The sequence below is a fragment of the Rhizobium brockwellii genome, assembly GCF_000769405.2.
Taxonomy (GTDB): Bacteria; Pseudomonadota; Alphaproteobacteria; order Rhizobiales; family Rhizobiaceae; genus Rhizobium; species Rhizobium brockwellii.
In genome coordinates this window covers 367,795-390,522 of record NZ_CP053441.1, presented here as the reverse complement: position 1 = coordinate 390,522, position 22,728 = coordinate 367,795, and the positions used below count along the sequence as shown (strand labels likewise).

At 61.4% G+C, this 22,728-nt stretch carries 20 protein-coding genes; 12 read left to right on the top strand and 8 right to left on the bottom strand.

Going from position 1 to position 22,728, the window contains the following annotated elements:
• Window positions 1-5: 5 nt before the first annotated feature.
• The 4 genes from RLCC275e_RS29920 to RLCC275e_RS29905 form a co-directional block, all read right to left on the bottom strand.
• Complete coding sequence (locus RLCC275e_RS29920) at window positions 6-815, bottom strand: ABC transporter permease (RefSeq protein ID WP_033183536.1); 810 nt, start codon at window positions 813-815, stop codon at window positions 6-8.
• Window positions 815-1,681 carry an ABC transporter permease gene (locus RLCC275e_RS29915; RefSeq protein WP_033183537.1) on the bottom strand — a complete coding sequence of 289 codons (867 nt, stop codon included), beginning with the start codon at window positions 1,679-1,681 and terminating at the stop codon, window positions 815-817. The genes RLCC275e_RS29920 and RLCC275e_RS29915 overlap by 1 nt, the downstream gene beginning before the upstream one ends.
• Window positions 1,682-1,885: 204 nt before the next feature.
• Window positions 1,886-3,046, bottom strand: coding sequence for a polyamine ABC transporter substrate-binding protein (locus RLCC275e_RS29910; protein WP_033183538.1), 1,161 nt, complete (start codon window positions 3,044-3,046; stop codon window positions 1,886-1,888).
• A gap of 22 nt (window positions 3,047-3,068) precedes the next feature.
• Window positions 3,069-4,178, bottom strand: coding sequence for an ABC transporter ATP-binding protein (locus RLCC275e_RS29905; protein WP_033183539.1), 1,110 nt, complete (start codon window positions 4,176-4,178; stop codon window positions 3,069-3,071).
• 191 nt (window positions 4,179-4,369) lie between these two features.
• Here RLCC275e_RS29905 and RLCC275e_RS29900 point away from each other — a divergent pair, with 191 nt between their 5' ends.
• A complete protein-coding gene (locus RLCC275e_RS29900) occupies window positions 4,370-5,224 on the top strand; it encodes a helix-turn-helix transcriptional regulator (RefSeq protein ID WP_033183540.1) in 855 nt (284 codons plus the stop codon).
• A gap of 70 nt (window positions 5,225-5,294) precedes the next feature.
• Here RLCC275e_RS29900 and RLCC275e_RS29895 read toward each other — a convergent pair whose 3' ends face one another.
• The 3 genes from RLCC275e_RS29895 to RLCC275e_RS29885 form a co-directional block, all read right to left on the bottom strand.
• Window positions 5,295-6,326, bottom strand: a complete 1,032-nt coding sequence (locus RLCC275e_RS29895) for an aldo/keto reductase (protein ID WP_033183541.1) — start codon at window positions 6,324-6,326, stop codon at window positions 5,295-5,297.
• Between the two features lie 240 nt (window positions 6,327-6,566).
• Complete coding sequence (locus tag RLCC275e_RS29890; protein ID WP_033183542.1) at window positions 6,567-7,829, bottom strand: flavin monoamine oxidase family protein; 1,263 nt, start codon at window positions 7,827-7,829, stop codon at window positions 6,567-6,569.
• A gap of 64 nt (window positions 7,830-7,893) precedes the next feature.
• A complete protein-coding gene (locus RLCC275e_RS29885) occupies window positions 7,894-8,313 on the bottom strand; it encodes a MarR family winged helix-turn-helix transcriptional regulator (RefSeq protein WP_033183543.1) in 420 nt (139 codons plus the stop codon).
• Between the two features lie 88 nt (window positions 8,314-8,401).
• Here RLCC275e_RS29885 and RLCC275e_RS29880 point away from each other — a divergent pair, with 88 nt between their 5' ends.
• From RLCC275e_RS29880 to RLCC275e_RS29840, 9 genes are all read left to right on the top strand, one after another.
• Entirely contained in the window at window positions 8,402-9,292 is an 891-nt protein-coding gene (locus RLCC275e_RS29880; protein WP_033183544.1) for a haloalkane dehalogenase, read from the top strand.
• Window positions 9,293-9,387: 95 nt separating this feature from the next.
• A complete protein-coding gene (locus RLCC275e_RS29875) occupies window positions 9,388-9,987 on the top strand; it encodes a class I SAM-dependent methyltransferase (RefSeq protein ID WP_130708117.1) in 600 nt (199 codons plus the stop codon).
• Window positions 9,988-10,108: 121 nt separating this feature from the next.
• Window positions 10,109-10,783: a response regulator transcription factor gene (locus tag RLCC275e_RS29870; RefSeq protein ID WP_033183545.1), complete on the top strand. Its 675-nt coding sequence runs from the start codon at window positions 10,109-10,111 to the stop codon at window positions 10,781-10,783.
• Window positions 10,780-12,159, top strand: coding sequence for an ATP-binding protein (locus RLCC275e_RS29865; RefSeq protein ID WP_033183546.1), 1,380 nt, complete (start codon window positions 10,780-10,782; stop codon window positions 12,157-12,159). Before RLCC275e_RS29870 ends, RLCC275e_RS29865 begins: the two co-directional genes overlap by 4 nt.
• A gap of 96 nt (window positions 12,160-12,255) precedes the next feature.
• Window positions 12,256-13,236 carry a 3'-5' exonuclease gene (locus RLCC275e_RS29860; RefSeq protein WP_033183547.1) on the top strand — a complete coding sequence of 327 codons (981 nt, stop codon included), beginning with the start codon at window positions 12,256-12,258 and terminating at the stop codon, window positions 13,234-13,236.
• A gap of 183 nt (window positions 13,237-13,419) precedes the next feature.
• The gene (locus tag RLCC275e_RS29855) at window positions 13,420-13,566 is read left to right on the top strand and encodes a DUF1127 domain-containing protein (protein ID WP_003548073.1); all 147 of its coding nucleotides are present in this window, start codon (window positions 13,420-13,422) and stop codon (window positions 13,564-13,566) included.
• 624 nt (window positions 13,567-14,190) lie between these two features.
• Complete coding sequence (gene kduI / locus RLCC275e_RS29850) at window positions 14,191-15,027, top strand: 5-dehydro-4-deoxy-D-glucuronate isomerase (protein ID WP_033183548.1); 837 nt, start codon at window positions 14,191-14,193, stop codon at window positions 15,025-15,027.
• Window positions 15,024-15,788 carry a 2-dehydro-3-deoxy-D-gluconate 5-dehydrogenase KduD gene (gene kduD, locus RLCC275e_RS29845; protein WP_281032334.1) on the top strand — a complete coding sequence of 255 codons (765 nt, stop codon included), beginning with the start codon at window positions 15,024-15,026 and terminating at the stop codon, window positions 15,786-15,788. The genes kduI and kduD overlap by 4 nt, the downstream gene beginning before the upstream one ends.
• A gap of 240 nt (window positions 15,789-16,028) precedes the next feature.
• Window positions 16,029-16,769: a FadR/GntR family transcriptional regulator gene (locus RLCC275e_RS29840; protein WP_033183550.1), complete on the top strand. Its 741-nt coding sequence runs from the start codon at window positions 16,029-16,031 to the stop codon at window positions 16,767-16,769.
• Between the two features lie 27 nt (window positions 16,770-16,796).
• On the opposite strand, the gene RLCC275e_RS29835 is transcribed toward RLCC275e_RS29840, so the two are convergent.
• A complete protein-coding gene (locus tag RLCC275e_RS29835; RefSeq protein WP_033183551.1) occupies window positions 16,797-20,084 on the bottom strand; it encodes a GH36-type glycosyl hydrolase domain-containing protein in 3,288 nt (1,095 codons plus the stop codon).
• 343 nt (window positions 20,085-20,427) lie between these two features.
• Between RLCC275e_RS29835 and RLCC275e_RS29830 the strand changes: the two genes are divergently transcribed.
• Both RLCC275e_RS29830 and RLCC275e_RS29825 read left to right on the top strand, forming a co-directional pair.
• Window positions 20,428-21,096, top strand: a complete 669-nt coding sequence (locus tag RLCC275e_RS29830) for a hypothetical protein (RefSeq protein ID WP_033183552.1) — start codon at window positions 20,428-20,430, stop codon at window positions 21,094-21,096.
• Window positions 21,097-21,917: 821 nt separating this feature from the next.
• Complete coding sequence (locus RLCC275e_RS29825) at window positions 21,918-22,706, top strand: DNA polymerase III subunit epsilon (RefSeq protein WP_050516852.1); 789 nt, start codon at window positions 21,918-21,920, stop codon at window positions 22,704-22,706.
• Window positions 22,707-22,728: the final 22 nt, after the last annotated feature.

Here is a 22,728-nt window from a genome sequence, read left to right as displayed (position 1 = left end):
CCCGTTCAGTTTGTTGTTTTCTCGCGCATCAGAAAGCGCGCGATGAGGATCAGTCCCAGCGATGCGACAAGCACCATGGTGGCAATGGCGTTGATCTCCGGCGTCACGCCACGTCGGATCGAGGCGAAGACATAGATCGGTAGTGTCGTGTTTGAGCCTGCAACGAAGAAGGCGATGATGAAATCGTCGAAGGAGAAGGTGAAGGCGAGCAGGAAACCGGCAAGGATCGACGGCAGGATCTGCGGCAGCACGATCTGGCGGAAGGTCGTGAAGGGCGTGGCGTAAAGATCGCTCGACGCCTCGACGATGTCGCGGCCAAGGCCGGCGATGCGCGCTTTGACGATCATCGTCACCAGCGCCATGGTGAAGAGGCCGTGGGCGGCGATGATCGAGCCGTAGCCGAGCGAAAGTTTCGGCGCCTGTTCGCTTGGCCAGACGGCGGCGATCAGTGGATTGGCGAAGCCGAAGACTTCGACCAACGCCACCAGCGTCGCAATGCCGATCACGACGCCGGGAACGACGATCGCCGCAGCGAACAGCCCGTCGAAGACCGCTCGCGTGCGGGCGCCGAGCCGCTCCATGCCGATAGCCGCCATCGTGCCGAAAATGGCCGCCAGCCCGGCGCTGGTAAAGGCGATGATCAGGCTGTTCTGCAGCGCTTCCATCAGGAAGGTGTTGGCGAGCGCCTTGCAATACCATTGCGTCGAGAAGCCGGTGAACTCGCTGGCATTGCGGCCGCCATTGAAGGAGAACAGCACGACAAGCGCGATCGGGGTGTAGAGGAACAGGTAGACTGCGGTGACCAGCGCGCGCATCAGACGAGATCCACCTGGCGGGTACCGGCAACGCGCCAGGCGATGCGCATGGCGATCAAAAGTACGATGACGACGACAACGACGAGGGTGACGGCGATTGCGGAACCGAACGGCCAGTTGCGAGACTGCAGGAAGAGGTCGACCAGCGCATTGCCGATGAAGAAGACCTTGCCGCCGCCAAGCAGCTGCGGGATCAGATATTCGCCGAGCAGTAGGATGGTGACGAGGGCGATGCCGGTCATCACCCCTGGAAGCGACAGCGGCAGCGTGATGCCGAAGAAGGTCGAAAGCGGCCGCGCGCCGAGATCGGCGGACGCCTCCAGCAGGCGGCGATCGAGCTTTTCGAGGCTGACATAGATCGGCATGATCATCAGCGGCAGGTAGCCGTAGACGATGCCGAGCAGCACGGCGCCTGGCGTGTTCAGCAGCCTGACATTTTCGATGCCGACCATCTCCAGGAGATGCGGAATGCCGCGGGCGCCCAAGATGTACATCCAGGCATAGGTGCGCACCAGAAGGCTGGTCCAGAAGGGCACGACGACGAGAGAGACCAGCAGCAGCCGGTATTTGGCGCTTGCCTTGACGGCCAGGTAATAGGCAACCGGATAGGCGACGAGCAGGCAGGCGAAGGCCCCGATCGGCGCAAGGATCAGCGTATTCTTGAAGGCTGCGGCGCGCGAACCGAGATTGGCGAACTGTGCAAAGGTGAAAGCCGCCTGATAACCACCCTCGGGCGCCCGCTCGCCGAAAGCGAAGACGATGATGGCGATAAAGGGCAGCACCAGGAACACGAACAGCCAGATGCTGGCCGGCGCAACCAGCGTGGCCGTGACGAGGCGTTTTTTCGTGTTCGGTGCAAGGGGCATTTCAGTCCACGCAACTTTTTGAAAGAGCAACTTTCGGCGCCCCACTCTCCCTCTTCTCCCCGGCGGGGAGAAGAGCCGAGCAAAGCGAGGGGATGAGGAGCGAAGCGACGAATGCCTTGAGCTCACGCGAAAGGCAGCATCTGTCGCCCCCTCATCCGACCCTTTGGGCCACCTTCTCCCCGCTGGGGAGAAGGCGAGATCGGATCAAGCCGACTTGAAGCGCGCCATCAGCTCCGCGCGCCCGGGATCGGTCAGCGTTACCGCCGCGCCGAATTCCAGCGGCGTCAGCTGCGCCTCGTCGGGATAGACGATCTTGTTGGTGGTGATCTCCTTCGGCAGCAGCGCGATGACGCGGCTGTCTGTCGTCGGCGCACCGTTGGCGATGTGCTCCTTGACGGCATTGGCCGGGTCCATCAGGTAGTTGAGCAGCGCATAACCCGCCGCCTTGTTCGGTGCATCCTTCGGGATGGCGTAATAATCGGTCCAGATCTCGCCGCCATCGGTGCCGAGCACGTAGGCGATCTCGGGAACGTCGCGGTTCAGCTGCGCGCCGTCATTGGTCCAGCACATGGTGAGCCAGGCGTCGGTGGCGCGCATGGCCGGCTGGTAGTCGCTGTTGATGGCGAAAAGGTGCGGCTTGACCTTGATCAGCAGTTCCTCGGCCTTGGCGAGTTCGTCCGCCTTGATCGAGTTGAAGCCGTAGCCGAGCGAGACCAGCGCGCTGCCGATCGTCGTCAGTTGATAGTCGTGCACCATGGCCCGGCCGTCGGCTTCGGTCTGGACGATCTCGAAGAAGTGCTTCCAGCTGGATAGCTTGGTCTTGATCTTCGAGGTATTGACCGAGAATCCGGTCGTGCCCCAGTTCTTCGGCACGGCATAGGTCTTGCCGTCGATCATGCCTTCCTTGGTGAAGCGTGGATTCTCCGTCGCCTGGCTGAAATTCGGGATCTTCGACAGATCGAGTTCGTCGATCAGGCCGAGCTTGTGATGGGTGGAGATCGTGTAGTTGGTTGGCACGAAGAGCGACCAGCCGGAGGCGCCCGCCTGGAGCTTGGCCAGCATTTCCTCGTTGGAGCCAAAGACGTTGACCTCGACGGCAACGCCGGTCGCTGCCTTGAAGTTCTCGAAGGTCGCAGGATCATGGTAGTTCGGCCAGGTGGCGATCGACATCTGGGTACCGAGATCCTCGGCATAGGCAGGCGTCGACAGTGCGCCGGGGAAGCGCGACAGCACGGCGGTCGCAAGGCCGAGGCCTGTGATGCCGAGGAAGTGGCGGCGGCTGACGGAGCCGCGCTTCAGGCGCATGAACTCGTCCATGAAGCCTTCAGGGGTAATGGGCAGATTATCCTTGTAGTCCTTGCTCATGATGCTGTTCCCTTGTTCTGGTTTATGCACTCGATGCAGAAGAAGCTTGGGCAGGAAAAACGTGGGCCATGTCAGGATCGAAGCCGAGGAAGACCGCTTCGCCCGGCTCGACCAGATCGCTCTCGTTCATGCTGCGCCGGTCGGCGGTGACGAGAAAATCGCCAAGCCCCGGAACTGTGACGGCATATTCGGCCGAGGAGCCGAGGAAGATGCGGTGCGTGACCGTGCCGGCAAAGGACGTGCTGCCAACGGCCGCCCGCGTCAGCCGGATCGCCTCCGGCCGGATCGCGACGATGACCTCGCCTGGGACAAGGCCGGACCGGGCGCCCGCTGTGAACGCAGAACCGTCGGCAAGGCGCAGCGTTTTGCCGTCGGCTTCCATCGTCGCGTCGATCCGGTTGGCCTTGCCGACGAAATCCGCGACGAAAAGATCGGCCGGGCGATCGTAGACCTCCTGCGGCGAGCCGAGCTGACGAATGCGCCCGGCGCTCATGACGCAGACGATGTCGGCCATCGACAGCGCTTCTTCCTGATCGTGGGTGACGAGCACGAAGGTGATGCCGAGCTCGCGCTGCAGCGTCTGCAATTCGATCTGCATGGCCGAGCGCAGCTTCTTGTCGAGTGCTGCCAGCGGCTCGTCGAGCAGCAGCACTGAAGGCCGGTTGACGATCGCCCGCGCCAAAGCCACCCGCTGCTGCTGGCCGCCGGACATCTCGTGGATGCGCCGCTTGGCGAAACCGCCGAGCCGCACCATCTCCAGTGCTTCGGCTACGCGGCGGTTGATTTCGGCCGCCGCGATCCTCGGGCGCATCTGCCTCAGGCCATAGGCGACGTTCTCCACGACATTGAAGTGCGGGAACAGAGCATAATGCTGGAAGACCATGTTGACGGGGCGGCGATAGGCCGGAACACCGTTCATCTCCCGCCCATCGATCAGCACGGCGCCCTCGCTCGGCTGCTCGAAACCACCGATCATGCGAAGACACGTGGTCTTGCCGCAGCCGGAAGGTCCGAGCAAAGCGAGGAAAGCGCCCTTCGGTACATTCAGGTTTATGTCGGTCACGGCGGTCACCGCGCCATAATTCTTGGTGACCGAACGGAATTCGATATCGTTCGTCGAAGCGGATGCCACGTCTGTTCCCTGCGGTTGGTCGGTACGGGCAGTCTAGCGCTGCCTTTTTGCCACCGTCGTTAGCGAAAGACTAAGCCCGGGCCTCCCGCGCGGTATATACCCCGAAAGAGGTATTCTACCTCACATCTCTTCGTGGAAGGTGTATATGAAATTGCACCCATTCCTGATGAGACGATTGGGGGAGGCCATCGATGAGCATTGATCTCGAGTCGCTGTTTCAGGCTTTCGACGCCACTGTCGGAAAGCCCGCCATGGCGGATGCAGAGTTTGGAGAGACGTTCCGCCGGATGATGGCGGCGCTGGTACGCTTCGACTATGTCGTGGTTTTTGCCTATCGCGGCAAGGAACGGCCGATCGATCTCTACAGCACCTTCGATCCGCAAGAGAACGTCGTTTTCGTTACCCTCTACCAGGTCGGTCCCTATCTGCTCGACCCCTTCTACCAGACCGCCCGCGCGCGTCGCGCCGGCGTCTTCCGCATGCGCGAGCTGGCGCCCGACCGCTTCTTCTCCAGCGAATATTACCGGAGCTACTACGTCCAGACCGGGCTTGCCGAGGAGATCGGCTTCTTCGTGACACTCGACGACGATATAACCATCGTGCTGTCGCTGATGCGCCGGGAAAAGACCGGCTCGTTTCCGCCGGCTGAATTCGCGCTTCTGAAAAAGGCGGAGCCACTGGTCACGAGCCTTGTCCGGCATTTCTGGCCGGGGCTCGGCGCCCGCTTCGACGCGCAACGTGATGCCGGCATGAGGACGGGGAGGAAACGCGGTGCGGCGACGCAGGCGCTACAGCCGGCCGACACTGTCTGGCGCGACCTCAAGCTGACGAGCCGCGAAACCGCCATCGTCGATCTGGTATTGCAGGGACATTCCTCGGAATCGATCGGCCTTAGGCTCAACATCTCGACGGGCACGGTGAAGGTCCATCGCCGCAACGTCTACCGCAAGCTCGGCATCTCCTCGCAGACGCAGCTTTTGTCGATCTACCTGAAGACATTCGGCAGCACGGGCGACCGACCGGCAGCCCAGAACACGAGTCGATAGACCTCGGCCCGGACAGCCTGTCCGCTTCGGCGAGAAGCGGACAGGCTTCGTTCAGATGCGGCCGAAAGGCTCAGCGGCCGCCCTCGATCTTGCGGTGACGCTGGTTGATGCCGCCCTTGCCGTAGGGATAGTCGAGTGGCTGGGGCGCACTCACCTCGTTGAGCCGCGCCATGTCGTCATCGGAGAGCTTCAGTTTCATGGCGCCGAGGTTGTCGGCGAGCTGTTCCGGCGTGCGGGCGCCGAGGATGACGGATGTGATTGCCGGCTGCGCCGCCGTCCAGCCGAGCGCCACCTGCGCCATGCTGACGCCGTGCGCCTGGGCGATCTCCTCGACGACAGCGATGATCGCCCAGGTTCGCTCCAGCGCATTACGAGGCGCATAGGATTCGCCGCCGCGATTGGGGTTTTCACCGAGGCGGGTGGCGCCTGTCGGCATCTCGTCACGCTTGTACTTGCCGGTCAGCCAACCGCCGCCGAGCGGCGACCACGGCAACAGGCCCATGCCGGCATCCTGGCAGGCCGCGACGATCTCGAGCTCGATGTCGCGCACCAGCAGGTTATATTGCGGCTGCAGCGTCACCGGGCGGGTATAACCGCGCGCCTTGGCGATTTCCGAGGCCTTGGCGATGTGCCAGCCGACATAATTGGAGAAGCCGTAATAGCCGACCTTGCCGGAAGAAACCGCATCGTCGAGGAAACGCAGCGTCTCCTCGATCGGCGTCAGCGCGTCCCAGGCATGCATCTGGTAGAGGTCGATCTGCTCGAGGTCGAGGCGGCGGAGCGAATCGTCGAGCGCCTGGCTAAGATGCCGGCGCGATAGGCCGATATCGTTAGGTCCGTTGCCCATCGGAAAGCGCCCTTTGGTGGCGACGATCGCCTGGCGGGCCTCGGTCGGGCGCGCCTTCAGCCAGCGTCCGATGATCTCTTCCGACTTGCCGGCGCTATAGACATCGGCGGTATCGATGAAATTGCCGCCCCAGGCGAAATAATCGTCGAGCAGCTTGTGCGAGGCGGCCTCATCGGCCTCCGCGCCGAAGGTCATGGTGCCGAGGCAATAGGCGGTGACGACGGTCCCGCTGGGACCGAGCTTGCGATAATCCATTTCTTCCTCCTCATGCGGATACCCGCAGCCGACGTGCAAACGTCGGGGTAGAAGCCGGGGCTCCTGCAATCAATGACAATGACAATATTGTGCTTGAGGGCGGCCGCTTGCCGCCGGATGACGTATGGCGCCCCAGGCTGGGAGCACAGGGGCCGGGGCAAGCATACCCAATCCCACCCGCGCGACAAGTGAGAAAAAAATATTCCTGCCTGCGGTCGCAGCCGGCGAGGATCACAGATTTTACGAAAACGAGCCGGCGATCCGATCGGCTGCGCCGACGCCCGTCTCATAGGCGCCGTGCGCCGTCGAATAACGCGACGTCGAACAGGCTTCGCCGGCAAAGAAGATCCGCTCGTCATGCGGCGCGGCGAGACAGCTGCGCAGATCGGAGGCGCCGGGCTCGGCGTAGGAATAGGAGCCGCCGATATGGGGCGCTGCGGCCCAGGCCGACATTGCCGCCACCGACAATTCCTTGCGGATGTCCGCGCCAAAATGTGCCGCCAGTTCATCTCCAGCGAAGGAGAAGGCAGCCTCTCTGCCTTGCCCCTCAAGATCATGCGCGAGGTCGCCGGCAAAATAGGCTTCGACGACGGGGGCGCCGAACGGCCGGAGCTGATAGGTGCCGGTTGCGCCGCGACTGGTAGAGCCGAGCATATGCGTGTCCGCCGGCAACGCCTCCCGATTTGCGAGCCTCAAGAACAGCTTGTCGGCGAGCCCCAGGGGTAAACGGGCTGCTGCCTCGATCTTGTCAGGCAAAGGCGGGTCGAAGGCGATCTTGCCGGCGGCAAGCACATTCGTCGAAACGGTCACCAGCACCGCGCGGGCACTGAGCACACCCTGGTTCGTCTCGATGGCGATACGGCCGGCATGACGATGGTCGATGCGTGTGACTTCGGTGCCGAGCCTTGCCCGAACCGGCTTGCCGTAAAGCGAGACCAGCGTTCCATAGCCCTCGCGCACCCGCCAGTCAGGGCCAGGCCCCGGATCGTATCTGTTGTAATCGACGACCGACGACCGCCCCAGTTCGGCGCCGGTGATGTAGGTGCCGACCGCCCGGATCTGGCCGTTCCAGGGATTACCGGGCTCGAGCATATCGGCCATGGCTGCGTCATTCCCCGCGTGGCTCTCGAGGCGCTCGAAATAGGCGCCGATCGCCTGCCTTGCGGCACGCGCCTCCGCGTCATCCCGCTGAAGCCGCCGTCCGCCATCACTCCAGGGCGCAGGCGTGCGGTCGACCGTCAGTCCGACCTCACCGGCGATCGCAGTCCAGGCATTGGTCCGCGCGCCATGCAGCCAGCCGCAGCCGAGATCGAGCCCGATATCGGTGGCTTCAGGCAGCCCGACCGTCCAGGCGCGACCGCCGAGACGATCGCCAGCTTCAAGCAGGAGGATGGAAAGATCCGGGCGGATTGCCTGCAGGCGACGGGCGGCGGCAATGCCGGCGGCACCGGCGCCGATGATGACGACGTCCTCCTTGGCGCCCTTGCTTTTGTCACCAGGCATACATTCTCCTTCGGTCGCGCGACGGTTAGGTGGAAAGGGTCGCCCCCATACCAGCCCCGCTTCGCTATTGCAGCTGCTCCAGCAGCCGCCGGAGTGCTGTCCGCAAATCGTCCATCTGTTGCTGGCTGGTCAGGGCGGCCCAGCTTTCATCGACGCGCCGGCCCGCCGCCATCGCTATCGGCCTGACCCCCTGGCCTTTTTCCGTCAGAAACACCAGCCGGCCGCGCCGGTCATTCGGATCGGGCCGGCGCTCGACATAACCCAAGCGCTCGAGTTCTTCCACGGCCTGCGTCATCGTCTGCTTGCGAACACGGGCGAGCTTGGTCAGCTCGCTGACCTGGATGCCCTCCGGCCGCGCGAAGGTGAAGACATTGGCGTGCGGCGGGCGGATATCGCCGTAGCCGGCCTCATCGAGTGCCGCTTCGACGGCCTGTGTCCAATGCTGATGGACCAGACGCAACAACAGGCCAAGGGAAGAAGACATGAAACCCCGCGCAGATATAGACAGTTACCTGTCTATATGATAAATGGACAGTCGCCTGCCTATATAGCACGAAAGCGTGGAGCTCCATATGCCGACCATCGATATCCTCACCTCGTTCATCTCCTACGAGGAGCTGGGGGAGGGCGACCCGATCGTCTTCCTTCACGGCAATCCCACCTCATCGCATCTCTGGCGGAACATCATGCCCGGCACCGGGCCCGGCCGCTGCCTGGCGCCCGATCTCATCGGCATGGGACGCTCCGGCAAACCCGATATCGGCTATCGCTATGGCGATCACATCGCCTATCTCGACGCCTGGTTCGATGCGCTTGACCTCGACGACGTCGTGCTCGTCGGCCACGACTGGGGCGGCGCGCTGGCATTCGACTGGGCCTCGCGCCACGCCGAGCGAGTGCGCGGCATCGCCTTCATGGAAACCATCCTGCGGCCGATGGGCTGGGAGGATCTGCCGGGCGGCGGAAAGGCGCGTTATGAACTGTTGCGGGGTGCGGGAACCGGCGAGGCCAAGGTCCTCGACGAAAATTTCTTCATCGAACAAGCCTTGCGCGCGACCACGCTGAAAGGGCTCAGCGATGCCGACTGGGATGTCTACCGCGCACCCTATCCGGACCGTGACAGCCGACGCCCGCTGCTGGAATGGCCGCGCGCCATGCCGATCAACGGCGAGCCAGCCGATGTGGTCGCCAGGATCGAGACCTATGACCGCTGGCTTTCCGCCAGTCCTGAGACTCCCAAGCTGCTGCTGACCTTCGACGGTCCCTCCGAAACGCTGTTGATCGGCAGCGAGATGATTTCGTGGTGCCTCGACAACGTCGCCGGCCTGGAGATCAGGGGTTGCGGGCCGGCGCGCCACATTGCCCCCGAGGACCAGCCCGAGGCGATTGCCGCCGAAATCAAAAGCTGGATCGACAGGAGGGGGCTCAGAGCAACGCGCCGGAAGGTCGCGTCTCAGGCATAAAAATCTGCGTCTGCGTCACCGTGACTACGACATGACAGACTGTTGCAATGTTGAGCCGGTTCATGGGGGGATCAATCAGCCACTGTGAAGGTCCAATGCCACGTTTCGATCGCCGACGCTTTCTTCTTGCCTGGCTTCGCGCGCCGCTGCGCATCGCCTCGATCACACCATCAGGCCCCCACCTTGCGGGCCTGATGACCAAGGAAATTTCTACGCTGACCGGGCCGGTTCTCGAACTCGGCCCAGGCACCGGGGTTTTCACCGCGGCCCTTTTGGAACGCGGCATTGCAGAGCGCGATCTTACTCTGATCGAATACGAACGGGATTTCGCCACGCTGCTTCAAGATCGCTTTCCCGATGCCAGGGTGCTGCAGCTGGACGTGCGGGAGATGTGGAAGACGGCGCTTTCCAGAAGCTTCTTCGGCGGTATCGTCAGCGGGCTTCCGCTTCTTGCCATGCGGCCGGACGATGTGCAGGCGCTGCTCGAGGGCTGCTTTTCCAACCTCAGACCCCATGGTGCCTTGTATCAATTCACCTACGGGCCAAAATGCCCGGTACCCGTCGAAATCCTCGACTCCCTCGGTCTTGTCTCAAAGAGGATCGGCTGGACGTTGCGCAATATCCCGCCGGCTGCGGTTTATCGCATCAGCCGCAGGTACCAGCCAATGGCCCTGATCGAGCAGCGCCGCGCATGATGAGAGATAGGGTCCGTGTTCGAGGCGGCAATCCGGCGTTCGATACGCTACCGCTGCTGCGGGCGTCGCTGAGGTGATATGGTCTCCTCCTGTGGATCGACGGCCCCGATAGGAATGTGAGATGCGCATATTACTGATCGAGGATGAACCGCAAATGGCTGTGGCGCTCCGGGGCGCCCTGACCAGGCACGACATGGTGATGGACCACGTCTCGACCCTATGTGACGCCGAGCTGGTGATCGGCGACGGCGCCTACGACGCCGTCCTCCTGGATCGGCAACTGCCGGACGGCGACGGCCTTGAACTCATTCCGAAGATCCGCAAAAAGGGGTTGACGCTGCCAATCATCGTCATCACCGCCAAGGGAGAGGTTCCAGACAGGATCACCGGCCTTGAGACCGGCGCCGACGATTACCTCGCCAAGCCCTTCGTCTTCGACGAACTTCTGGCGCGGCTGCGTGCCGTCATGCGCCGCTCCGAAACCTTACGCCCGGCGCTGATCTCGGTCGGCCGGCTTTTATTCGATCCGACCTATTGCGACATCATCGTCTCCGGCCAGCGTCTGGAAATGCCGCGCCGGGAGGCGCTGGTGCTCGAATGCCTCATGCGCCGTGCCGGTCGCATGGTGCCGCGACCGGCCTTGATGGAAGCGGTCTTCGGCTTCGACGACGAGATCCAGTCGAACGCGCTCGATTCCCATATATCGCGGTTGCGGCGCAAGCTGGCAGCATCGCAAGCAGGCGTGGTCATCAACGTTATCCGGGGCGTGGGTTACCTCCTGCGTGAAGCATCATGAGCAAACGATGCTCCTATTCGCTGCGCAAGCGCCTGTTCTGGCGGCTCCTTGCCGTGCAATCGGTCGTGCTCATCCTGGTGATGATCGTGCTGATTTCGGTTGGCAAGATATCCGAATTCAGGTCGACAGAGGGCACGATCGAGATCCTGCGCCAGGCCGTCTTCCGCCAGCCCACCGGAGAGTTGAGCCTGAGGGAGACCGAGGATTTGCGACAGCTGCGGAAAGATGCGCCCGATCTCTGGTTCACCATTCGCGACCTGCAGGGACATGTTTTGACCGAGGGCCGGATTCCGGAAGAATATGCCACCATCGGCAATACGCTCGATCATGTCGGCCAGGCAAGGTTCGGCTCGGATCTCGGCGACCACGACCGTCCGGCTGCCCGGATGATGTGGATTGCGATGGATTGGGGACAGGTGCAGTTTCTGACGGGCACCGACGGTCCGAACTCGCTCACCTTCATCCTGTTCCGCGTTTCATTGATCCTTGTGAAAGTTGTTATCCCCATCGTCGCAGTGATGGCGTTGGGCGCGCTGATCGCAACGCCGCTCGTCGTGCGAAGGTCGCTGGTCGGGATCGACCAGGCCGCACTCCAGGCCGATATGATCGATATCGACCAGCGTGGCGGGCGGCTGTCGGAAAACGATACTCCCGAAGAGATCGCGCCGTTGGTGCATGCCGTCAACCGCGCGCTCGGCCGTCTCGACGAGGGTTATGAGCGGCAGGAACGGTTTCTGACCGACGCCGCCCATGAGCTGCGCACGCCGATCGCCATTCTGAATACGAGAATTGGATCCCTGCCGCACAGTTCGATCAAGACCGACCTGTTGGAAGATGCCGCAAGACTTGCCGTTCTCACCGAGCAGATGCTCGATCTTCAGCGGCTGAAACAGGGCAAGGTCCAGTTCAGCAAGGTCGATTTGGGCCAGCTGGCGAGGAAGGTCATCATCGAGATGGCGCCGCTGGCCTTTGCCGCCGGTTATACGGTGCAGTTCGATGTCGACGGCGCCGGCGAGATTGAGGGCGATCCCCTGGCGCTGCAGCGCGCCCTGATGAACATCCTGCAGAACGCGATCAACCACGGCGGCAGGAAAGGTATCATCTCGCTGACATCAGGCTGCAACTGGATCGAGGTCAAAGACGAGGGGCCGGGCATTCCCGCCGATATGCGGGATCGGATATTCGAGCCGTTCTTCAAGCGCCATCACGACGGACGCGGCGCCGGCCTCGGCCTCAATCTCGTTCGTGACATCCTGCGCATGCACGGCGGCGAAGTGACGATCGACAACCGCAGTCCCGGCGCGGTCTGCCGGCTGAGCTTCCCACCGGACAAAACCGCAGGCGTTCAGACGCCGCCGCGCCTGGCGACTGCATAATTCAAAGGGCTACAGCGTCCTTTGCGCGGTTCTCGAAAAAACGCGCGGCGCTGTCGTGCGATGGATTAAATCGCGTCTCCGTGACATATAGATTCGATGAGCGTGCACAGAGATTCGCAACTCGACATGTTTGCCAAGGCATCGCCCGCGACGGCCAAGGCGCGCGGTCCATCGCACCGGCGGCCGTCACGGCCGATCGCCTACTCTGATGAAGACATGGCGCGGACGCTGGAAGAGAGCGGCAACTTTCGCATCTTGAGAAAACTGGCCGCCAGGCCGGTTGCGCCAGTCAGACGGCCGGGGTTTCCGCGGCTCGGCGTCATTCTCGATACGGAGACCACAGGTCTCAACCACCGCAGCGACGAGATCATCGAAATCGGCGCCGTCGCCTTTACCTTCGACGATGACGGCGCGATCGGCGATATCGTCGGCATTTACGGCGGCCTGCAACAGCCGTCCCGGCCGATCCCGCCCGAGATCACCCGGCTGACTGGTATCACCGATGCGATGGTCGAAGGACAGCTCATCGATATCCAATCGCTGAGGACCCTGATCGAGCCGGCAGATCTGATCATTGCCCACAATGCCGGTTTCGACCGGCCGTTCTGCGAGGCCTTCTCGAAGATTTTCACCGGCAAGGCCTGGGCATGCTCGGTTTCGGAGATCGACTGGAGCGCCCGCGGCTTCGAGGGTACGAAGCTCGGCTATCTCGTCGGCCAGGCCGGATATTTCCACGAAGGCCATCGCGCCGTGGACGACTGCCACGCACTCCTCGAAATCCTCGATCGAGAGCAGCGCGACGGTGAAAGCCCGTTCACCGAGCTTTACCGCGCCAGCCAGCGCTCACGCATCCGTATCTTTGCCGAACACAGCCCGTTCGAGATGAAGGATCATCTGAAAGCGAGGGGTTATCGCTGGTCGGACGGAAGCGACGGCCGCCTGAAGTCCTGGTGGATCGAAGTTGGCGAAGAGGATCTCGGCGACGAGCTTTCCTATCTGCGCTCGGATATTTACCGCTGGGCCGAGGCGGAGCCGCCGATCGTGCGGCTGACGGCCTTCGATCGTTTCAAACTCTGACCGCGGAGCGGTTCGGATCCTGATTGGCTACTACATATGGCGACCCATGCAATCGCCGCATAGGTGCAGTGATGCATTGGCGCTGCAATAATCAGATGTCTCATACTATATACAACTCATCGAAGCGAACGAAGCGCCAAGGACTGGCAGCTAAGCTTCGAAAGCCCACGAAAGGGGATCATCATGAACGTAGCACGCTCTTTTAACAACTGGCGCAAGTACCGTCAGACGGTCGCTGAACTGGGTCGTATGTCCGCACGCGAACTGGATGACCTCGGCATCGGCCGCAGCGAAATCCGCAACGTCGCCCGCGCAGCCATCGCCCGCTAACGGCAGCTTAGACCAAGCATCTTCGAGACTATGCCAGCGCCTGCTTCCTCCCGAGCGGGCGCTTTGCTTTTGTGCCTGCGGCAGATGGAGCAGGCTGATCAAGCCGCCCGCTTTTCGCATAACGCATAGCTGCCCTGCAAAGAAATGCCTATCAACTGAGCAAAAAATAAGTATGATTATTCCTATCGAAGTGATGCACCTCCTCCCGCATCCCTTCGATATACAGGCGCCCCATCCTCCTCCCAGGGTCGTCTGTGGAATGACAGCACTCCTCCTCCCAGCTGTCGTTCGGTTTTTTTCGAAAGCCTGCCGCACCTCCTCCCGCGGCAGGCTTTTTCGTTTTGGCCCAAGAAAATTCCGGACCGCGCCGAAGCGACCACTTGCGATCATCGCTTGATGATGGCGTCATCCTATCCGCAAATTCTCCTGTCTATTCCCAGATTTTCTTTCGTGCTCTTGCGGGCCTTGCGTCTCCTCAAGCGCGCACCGACAAACCTGTTGACACCAAACTTGTCGTACAACTATGTAACCGGATGGATACCGCCGCGGTGGAACAGGCCGGACAAGATCGGCTTCCGCAATAGCGACGACCCCTGGCGACAATGAAGCGGAAGGAAAATTGACATGCAGATCGACGTGAGGCACGCCTCCCATCCAGAGGCCGTGCGTGATTTCGACACGGAGACGCTGCGGCGTCACTTTCTGGTGGAAACCGTCTTCGCGAGCGGCGAGATCCGGCTTACATATTCGCATTACGACCGGATGGTCATCGGCGGCGCGACGCCGATCGGCCCCGGGCTGACGCTGACGGCGCCGACAGCGATCGGACAAGAAACCTTCCTTGCCGAACGTGAACTGGGCGCCCTGAACATCGGTGGTGCCGGCCGTATCATCGTCGACGGCACGAATTACGATCTTGCCAAATATGATTGCCTCTATGTCGGCAAGGGTGCCAAGGACATCAGGTTCGAGAGCGCGGATACTGCCAATCCGGCAAAGTTCTATCTGGTCTCGACGCCAGCCCATCAAGCGCACCCGACCGTGTTGCTCACCCGCGAAAAGGCCCGTCACCTGACGCCGGGCGAAGCCGCGACGGCCAACAAGCGGTCGATCTACCAGTTCATCCATCCTGAGGTCTGCCAGTCCTGCCAACTCACTCTGGGCTTCACCATGATCGAGCCGGGCAGCGTCTGGAACACAATGCCGGCCCATACGCATGACCGCCGCATGGAAGCCTATCTCTATTTCGATCTCGAAGCGGAGCAGCGTGTGTTCCACTTCATGGGGGAGCCGCAGCAGACCCGGCATATGCTTGTCGCCAACGAACAGGCGGTCATCTCGCCGCCCTGGTCGATCCATTCGGGCGCCGGCACCAAGAACTACAGCTTCATCTGGGCGATGGCCGGCGACAATAAGAGCTTCACCGACATGGACCATATCGCCATCGCGGACCTGAGGTGAGCGTCGTGGCAAATCCCTTCGACCTTTCCGGCCGGGTTGCCGTCGTCACCGGCGCCAATACAGGGCTCGGCCAGGCCATCGCGGCCGCACTGGCAGAGGCCGGTGCGTCGATCGTCGCCGTCGGACGCTCCTCGATGGACGAAACCGAGGCGCTGGTGAAGGAAGCGGGAAGCCGCTTCCATGTCGTCAAGGCCGATCTCGCCAGCATCGAACCGGTCAAGGGGATCGTCACTGAGACCATCCAGACCTTCGGCGGCCTCGACATCCTCGTCAACAATGCCGGCATCATCCGCCGCGCCGATGCGCTCGACTTCACCGAGGAAGACTGGGACGCGGTGATCGACGTCAATCTGAAGACCGCCTTCTTCCTGTCGCAGGCAGCCGGCCGCCATATGGTCGACAAGGGCAGGGGCAAGATCATCAACATCGCCTCGCTGCTCTCCTTCCAGGGCGGCATCCGGATTCCGTCCTATACCGCCTCGAAAAGCGGCCTCGCCGGACTGACCAAGCTGCTTGCCTGCGAATGGGCTGGCAAGGGCGTCAACGTCAACGCCATTGCCCCTGGCTACTTCGTGACCAACAACACCACGGCGTTGCGCGAGGATGCCGACCGCAATGCCGCCATCCTTGCCCGCATCCCGGCCGGGCGCTGGGGAACGCCGTCCGAACTCGGCGGTGCAGCGGTATTCCTGGCATCGTCGGCATCCGACTACGTGCATGGAACGGTGCTGCCCGTCGATGGCGGCTGGCTGGCGCGCTGATCGGTCTCACCAATCGGTCACACCGAGAGCGCCTCGCGTCTTTTCAGACGCGTCAAGACGCTCTATCGCCTTGATTTTCCGCATAACCCCGAAAGTCGATTCCGGTTTTCGGGGTTATGCGCTAGAGCATGATGCGGAAAAGTGTGAGCGGTTTTCGGACGACATCATGCTCTGACCATACAATGTAGAACAGGAAACGGGGTCGGAGCGGCCGCCTCGACACCAGGATCTCGAAACAGGATGGCAGACAAGGACAACGCGGTCTTCAACACCATTCAGCAGGCGCCGAACCTGCGTAGCAACCTTGCCGATATGCTGACGGCGCAAATCGAGTCCGGCGACCTGAAGCCCGGCCAGCGCCTGCCGACCGAACAGGCGATCATGATAGCGACCGGCGTCAGCCGGACGATCGTTCGCGAAGCGCTCGCCGCGCTGCGCGCGAAGGGGCTGATCACCACGCGGCAAGGCCTTGGGGCTTTTGTCTCGAACGATCCGACGCCCCGATCCTTCTCCATCATTCCGAACGACCTGCAGTCGATCGACGAGGTTCTGCGCGTGCTGGAGCTGCGCATGGGGGTCGAATACGAAGCCGCCGGTCTTGCCGCGCTGCGGCGCACGCAGGAGGACATCGACCGGATGCAGGATCGTCTCGATGCCCTCGACAAGGCGCTCGAGGAGGGTGGATACGGCGCGCAAGAAGACTACGCCTTCCACAGGTCCATTCTGGTCGCGACGCAGAACTCCTATTACGGCCGTCTCTTCGATACGTTCGGCAACATCATGGTGCCACGGCAATGGGCGCGCCTGGACAAGATGACATCAGCCGAGCGCAAGCGCCATGCGACGCGCATGCGCAGGGAACACCACGCCATATTCGCAGCGATCCGCGACCGCGACGAGCCCGCCGCGCGCCGCGCCATCCGAAGCCACCTGTCGAAAAGTGCCGCGCGCTTCGAAGAGTTGCGCGACGCTACCGCATAATGCCGCAGTGAATGGCGCGGGCCCGCGTCACACCTCAGGCTTCGGCTTCATCAGCCGCCGCCAGGCGGCGTGGTCGGTTTGCAGATCGGCAGAGGCGTAGATCGCGGGCAGAAGTGGTTTGCGTTTGCGCCGGCCGAAGCGTCGTTTGAAGCCGAGGATATTTTCGACGAAGCTTCTGGTGTAGAGCCCGGGGCCGCTTGAATAGATGCGCCATCCGCCGTCGACGGCCATCTCTCCCGCCTTGACGCGCTCCCATTCGGCCGTTGCCTGATAACGGTCATGGAAAGCCGCATCGCTGCTGCTGAAATAGGTATTGCGCTGGCGCAGCGATGCATGCGGCAGCGCTGATGTGACTGAAATCGGATTGACGACGGCGATCGCCTTCCAGAGCTCGTCCACTTCCGCCTCCAGCGCCAGCGTCTCGCAATAACGCAAATGCGCATGCACATACATCAGCCCGATCTCGCGGCCGAAGAAGGAGGAGGATTCCGCGCGGCGAAACAGCGTCTCGGGGCCGCCGGCATAGGTCGCCGGCTTCTCCATCAGCCGCACGCCGTCGGGAAACAGCAGATGCTCTTCGATCAGCTTCATATGACCCTGTCTCTGAGCCGGCGTGAAGAGGCCGCCGAGCATCGCCTGCGTCATCGAGATCAGCGAGTAATGCAGGCCGGTGCGCCGGTCGCTCGGGTGAAGCAGCAATTCGACGCCATCATGGCTGGGATCGAAGATGCCATAACCGGCAACGACGCCGTCACGCACGAGATGGCGGTTGAAATCCCGGCGCATCGCCGTCGCGATCTTCCTCAAGCCTTTGGCCTTGCTGCCATGGCCGAGGCGGCGCAGGATCGCCGAATAACGGACGATCTGCTCGTAGAGCAGGGCAACGGTCCAACTGCTGACCATCCAGTCGCGCAGATGCGGATCGGCCGGCTGCAGAGAATCGTTCCAGTCTCCCTCGCCATAGCGGATCAGATGCGTTCCGGGGATGAAAGCTTCGCGAACAGTATCGAGCAGCTTCTCGACATGGATTGCAATAGTGTCGGGCTCCGGCGCCCTGGCCATCGTCTTTTCATCGCGCCAGGAGACTTTCTCGTCGAGGATGGCGAGATCGCCGGTCGCTTCGATATAGTCGCATAGCGCCTTCAACGGCCAGACGACGATATCGCCGTGACTATCGCCCGCCCGGATGTTGGCATAGGGCTCCAGCATGAACCATTGCGGCCAGTCGCCTTTTTCCAGGTATTGTTCACTGAAGACGGTTTTCAGCACCTCCTTGGCTTCGCGGTCATGCTCATAGGCAAGCAGGAATTCGATCGGCCCCTGGCAGGCGTCGCGTGTGCCCCAGGCCGCACCGGTATATTGCTCGAGGCCGTGCGGCACGCTCAGATGCACAATGGCATCATGCGCAAGCCAGGGCAGCAGGGTCGTCTGCGCGGCAAGGTCGGGCGACGTGCTGCCGATCGCCACGCCGCGCACGGTGTTCCGCCAGAATATTGATGCCGGTGCAAGCATGGCCTCACCGGTGACGCCGGCCTCATAACGCTGCGCCAGTCGCTCGGCTTCCGTCGCATCGGTCATCGAGCCGACGACGGCGAAAGAGAGCGCCTGCGTCATCAGGGATCGGAGCGCGACGAAGGCGCCGTTGCGTGCAATCCCATCACTATAGAGCAGTTCGTCGCCGCCGATTTCATCGATGGCATCGGGCGTCGAACTGACCAGCCAATAGCCGGCATCGGGATAGCGCTCGCCCCAGAGCCAGGCCGGGTCCGGCCGGAAAAGAATGCGTTTGCCGGCCGTATCGAATTCGATCTGCCCGCCCGCGTCATATTCGCGCTCGCCGAGCACGACATGACCAAACACCAGGAAGCGGCACGGTTTGCCCTCGACGGAGACGGTCCATTGCATCGCCGCATCCGCGCCCGAGGCGACCGCCGACACGATGATCGTGCGTTCGGGGAGGCGATAGATCCAGCGGCAATCGCTGAGCCCCATCTCGAAAGCCGACGGCACCGCCAGAAGCTGCCAGCCGGCGCCGACATCGGCCATGATGCGCAGCCCGCTGGCACGCGTCAGATTGTAGGGGTCGCGCGAAACGGAAAAGAGCTTGTGAAAGGACGTATTGCCGATCGTCAGCTGGGCGGCGAAGATGCCCTGCATCCAGCAGGTCGCGGCGAGCGTCGCATCGTCGAGCAGCATATTCTCACCGCTTCTGACGATCGCCCCGTGACGGCGCGCCACAATCAGCTCCTTGTCGCGCAGGACCACATGACGGTTCAAAACGCCGTCCGACACGAAAAACGAAAGAAGCTTTCCGTCGACGCGCTCTTCCAGGCTCCGCTCCGGATAGAGCTGGCTGATCGCCTTTTTATCCAGCGCCTCGGCCTTCAGCAAAGCAGCATCCTGGAGCAGGCTGCGGACCGGCGCGACCTCCTCGATATCGGCCGCCGCACCCTCTGTCGCCGCGAGCTCGTCAAGCCGTGAGAGGTCGGCATCGCTCGACGCCTCGGGATGATCGGCGGCGAAGACGGCAAAGAAGGTCGCGGTCACACCGCTTGCCGGGACGGAAAGCGATTTCGACTGGATGGCGGGGCACGCCGTCTCCTGCTGCCGTCGTTTGCTCGGCAGGCTGGTACCGAAGGGGCCGACCAGCAAGTCGTCGAGGCGGTCGCTCGCCTGCACCAGCTGGATCGCATCGGTGGCATAGGCAGCCGCCCCATCGAGGCAGCCCTGTGCGAGCCAAGGGTTGCGGGCGCCCGACTGCTTGAGATTTTGCCGGTTCATCACGACAGGACCGAATGTCTTGTGATCGGCGATATGATGATCGACATATTGCGAGGCATAGGCTTCGCTGTTCATTAGGAAGCCGCGATCGCCGAGACCGACGTCCTGGATCAGCACCAGATCGACCGGCAGCGTGCCATCCTTCAGATGCCTAATGGAGGCACGCCAGAACCAGGCCGTTTCGGAGGGATGAAGCTCGAGGCGGACATTGTAGCCGATGTCGCCTCTCTTGCCGCTCCAGGAGAGACTTGTCGCATCGTGCCCGAAGCTGCCATCGGCGCGAGACCCGACAAGCTCGACGACATCAGGTGCCGCACCGCCGATGCGCAGATAAAGGCGACTGACGCCGCCGGTGAGCGGCGAGCCCTGGATCTGGTTGATCTGCACCGATCCCTTATCGTCGGCATATTCGATGGCAAACAGGGTGCCGTTCGGCAGGGCCGATATCGACAGGCCGGAACCGTTGCTGATCGTGAAGAGGCCAAGCTCGTCGCGTCGGGGCATTTGAAAATTGCGGTCAAGGTCCGTGGCCATTGAGATCTCGTCGATTGGCTTCAGAGGGGAATTGGAGGATGACGCAAAATGGTTGAGAGAAATCTTACCAACATCGCCGGTTCTCGATTAGGTCCTTGAAAGCCAGGCCAGTCGATATCACTTAATATTCTAATTCGATAGTTGCAGCGATAGGTCATTGCCAACGCTTCAAAGGAACTGTGGTCGCCGGTGACGATATGCCCTCAGGTTCTCAATGGCGCCATACCGGCGGGAGCGGAGTTCCCTATCGTTTAAGTTCAAGGCAAACTAGGACGGAAAGCGCTGATTCCGTCTGTGCGTGCTTCTTGCGCAACTCGCAGCTCCTATTCAACGAGGTTGACCATTGACGCAGTTCTTCGAAACCACTCAAGGGATCATGGCAATGGGAGCGTTCATCGGCGCTGGCGGTTTAGCCGCTGGCTCCTTGCTTCCCATCGTCATTCGACTTGCGAAGTCTGGGATCAACCGGCGCCCGAAAGCCGAGGTTAAAAACCTGGCGATGCTGACGGTGCTGGCCCTGGACGATTTTGTCGGAGCCAGCTATGCGGCCGTTCACGACATGCCCGAATTCAATCCGATGGATGAAGGCCAATTCGCGTTTCACGTTCCCGATCCAACCCTTGCACTTCCGCATGACGCAAACTGGGGGCTTTTTAATACCGAGCTTTCAGAAGAAATTTTGTGGTTGTCGAACCGAGTGAAGACCCTTTCTTATGCGTTGGATAGTCTCGACCTTTCCAGGCCCGGATACGATGGCTTCTTCGAACGACGCCAAGAAGGTTATGCTGGTCTGGCGGCTGAAGCGATGGACATTATTGAGCGGATGCTTGAAGAGTTTGACCTCACCCTGCCTGCCAAGCCAGATTATTATCGCCAGCGGGAAGGTCTCGTTTCAGCTGTCCAAAAGGCTGGAGAAAATAACTCGCAGCGCTCAAAGGCTCGCACTCTCGCGCACCCGAGTGGGTCAAACGTGCTGCAACTGTTCCCAAAGGCGAACGACGACGCCGAGTAAAATCAAGCGAAATCGTCGAACCCGACCAAAGGTATCGCATCCTCACGCATGGCCTCTTCTCCAGTGGATGGCTCGTTCCATTGCGGCTAGTCCGGCGCCAGATCGACGCCTTCTAAAAAGTTCAAGATCCAGGTCGCAGTAGCAGCCTTCAAGATGCCATCCTCCACGGACTACTTTCGGCTAGATGATCCGCCATTGCATAGCTGCATTGCACAAAAAATGTTTTCCAACTGGTCAAAAAAGGAGCATAACGATCATAGCTGATGCAACACGACGGCTTTCCTCCCAGTTCCGTCGTTTCAGCTGTTCCCCTCTGGAGGTTTATATCTCCACAATTAATGGGCCACGGTTTACCGTCGGCCCTCTTTTTTTGTCTCCGAAAATCACGCGTTGCCGTCGGGTTTGATCGACCGGCATATCCAATTGCCAGGCGCTGGCCTCGGTCCGCGATTGCAATGGAGAAAAACTTATAGGGCGCTCAACCCGTGTCCGGGGAGCGCCCTTTTTGTTGCTCAAAGCGCGAAAACCAACGAGTCGGCAGGCGATTTGAAGTGGCGCTGGAATACAGGCGAGACGCCGTCGCGTAAAGTCCCGATTTCTGAGGCCTAGTAGGTGGCCACCGTACTTTCCGGAACATTGGGCATAGCGACCTACCGCTCGGAATAATCTCCAAATTGAACAGTGCTAGCGGCGGAGCAGGCCTCTTTTAGCCATGTCGCTAAGCTTAAGCACGTCACCTTGTCGACTATCGTTAGCAAGTCCGTCGCATCGTGTCCGAGTGATATCTGGACTTTTACGGCATTCGGCCGAAATAGATAAATATGTTGATTGAGAGCAGTGGGATCCTATCAAAACCTGTAGATCATAAATCTCGCATCCGGGTGGTTGACCTCGAAACAGCCGGGAATGGCCAGAATGATGTTTGCGAGATCGGATGGCAGGACGTCGTGCTTGGTCATGACGGGGGATGGCGGGTGGACGATGAGCGCGGATCATTGCTTATAAATCCAGGGCGACCGATCTCTCCTGAGACGATGGCAATACATCACATCGTGGACGCGGAGGTCGCGACGGCACCTTTTTGGAAAGAAATCGCCTCCAGCGTCTTACGGCCGGAAGGTGGAGTGATCGCACTGGCTGCACATAGGGCAAGTTTCGAGCAGCGCTACTGCACCCCCAGATTTACAGGCGGATCGGCCTGGATATGTACGTGGAAATGCGCACTTCGGCTGTGGCCTGACCTGCCGAGGTTCTCCAACCAGATGCTCCGGTATCTGCGTATGCCCGAGGGACTGGTGCACGCGATGGGCCTTCCCGCCCACCGCGCAATGCCCGATGCATACGTAACCGCACACCATTTGCGAGACATGTTGAATGAATCCACCTTCGAGCAACTGGTGAAATGGAGCAGCGAGCCGGGCCTTTTGCCACGAGTACCTTCAGGCCCCGAGCGTGGCAAAAGCTGGGATCGGCTGGATATTGCGGCATCGCGGGCGTTCGCTTGCGATCGGGATGCCGACGTCCGCTTCAGCGCGGAGACGGAACTTCGCTGCCGAGGCGACGCGGACATGAAAGTAGCTGACGAAGCCGAGCAGGGAACACTGTTTTAGGAGTTCTTCGACTCCTGCAGGG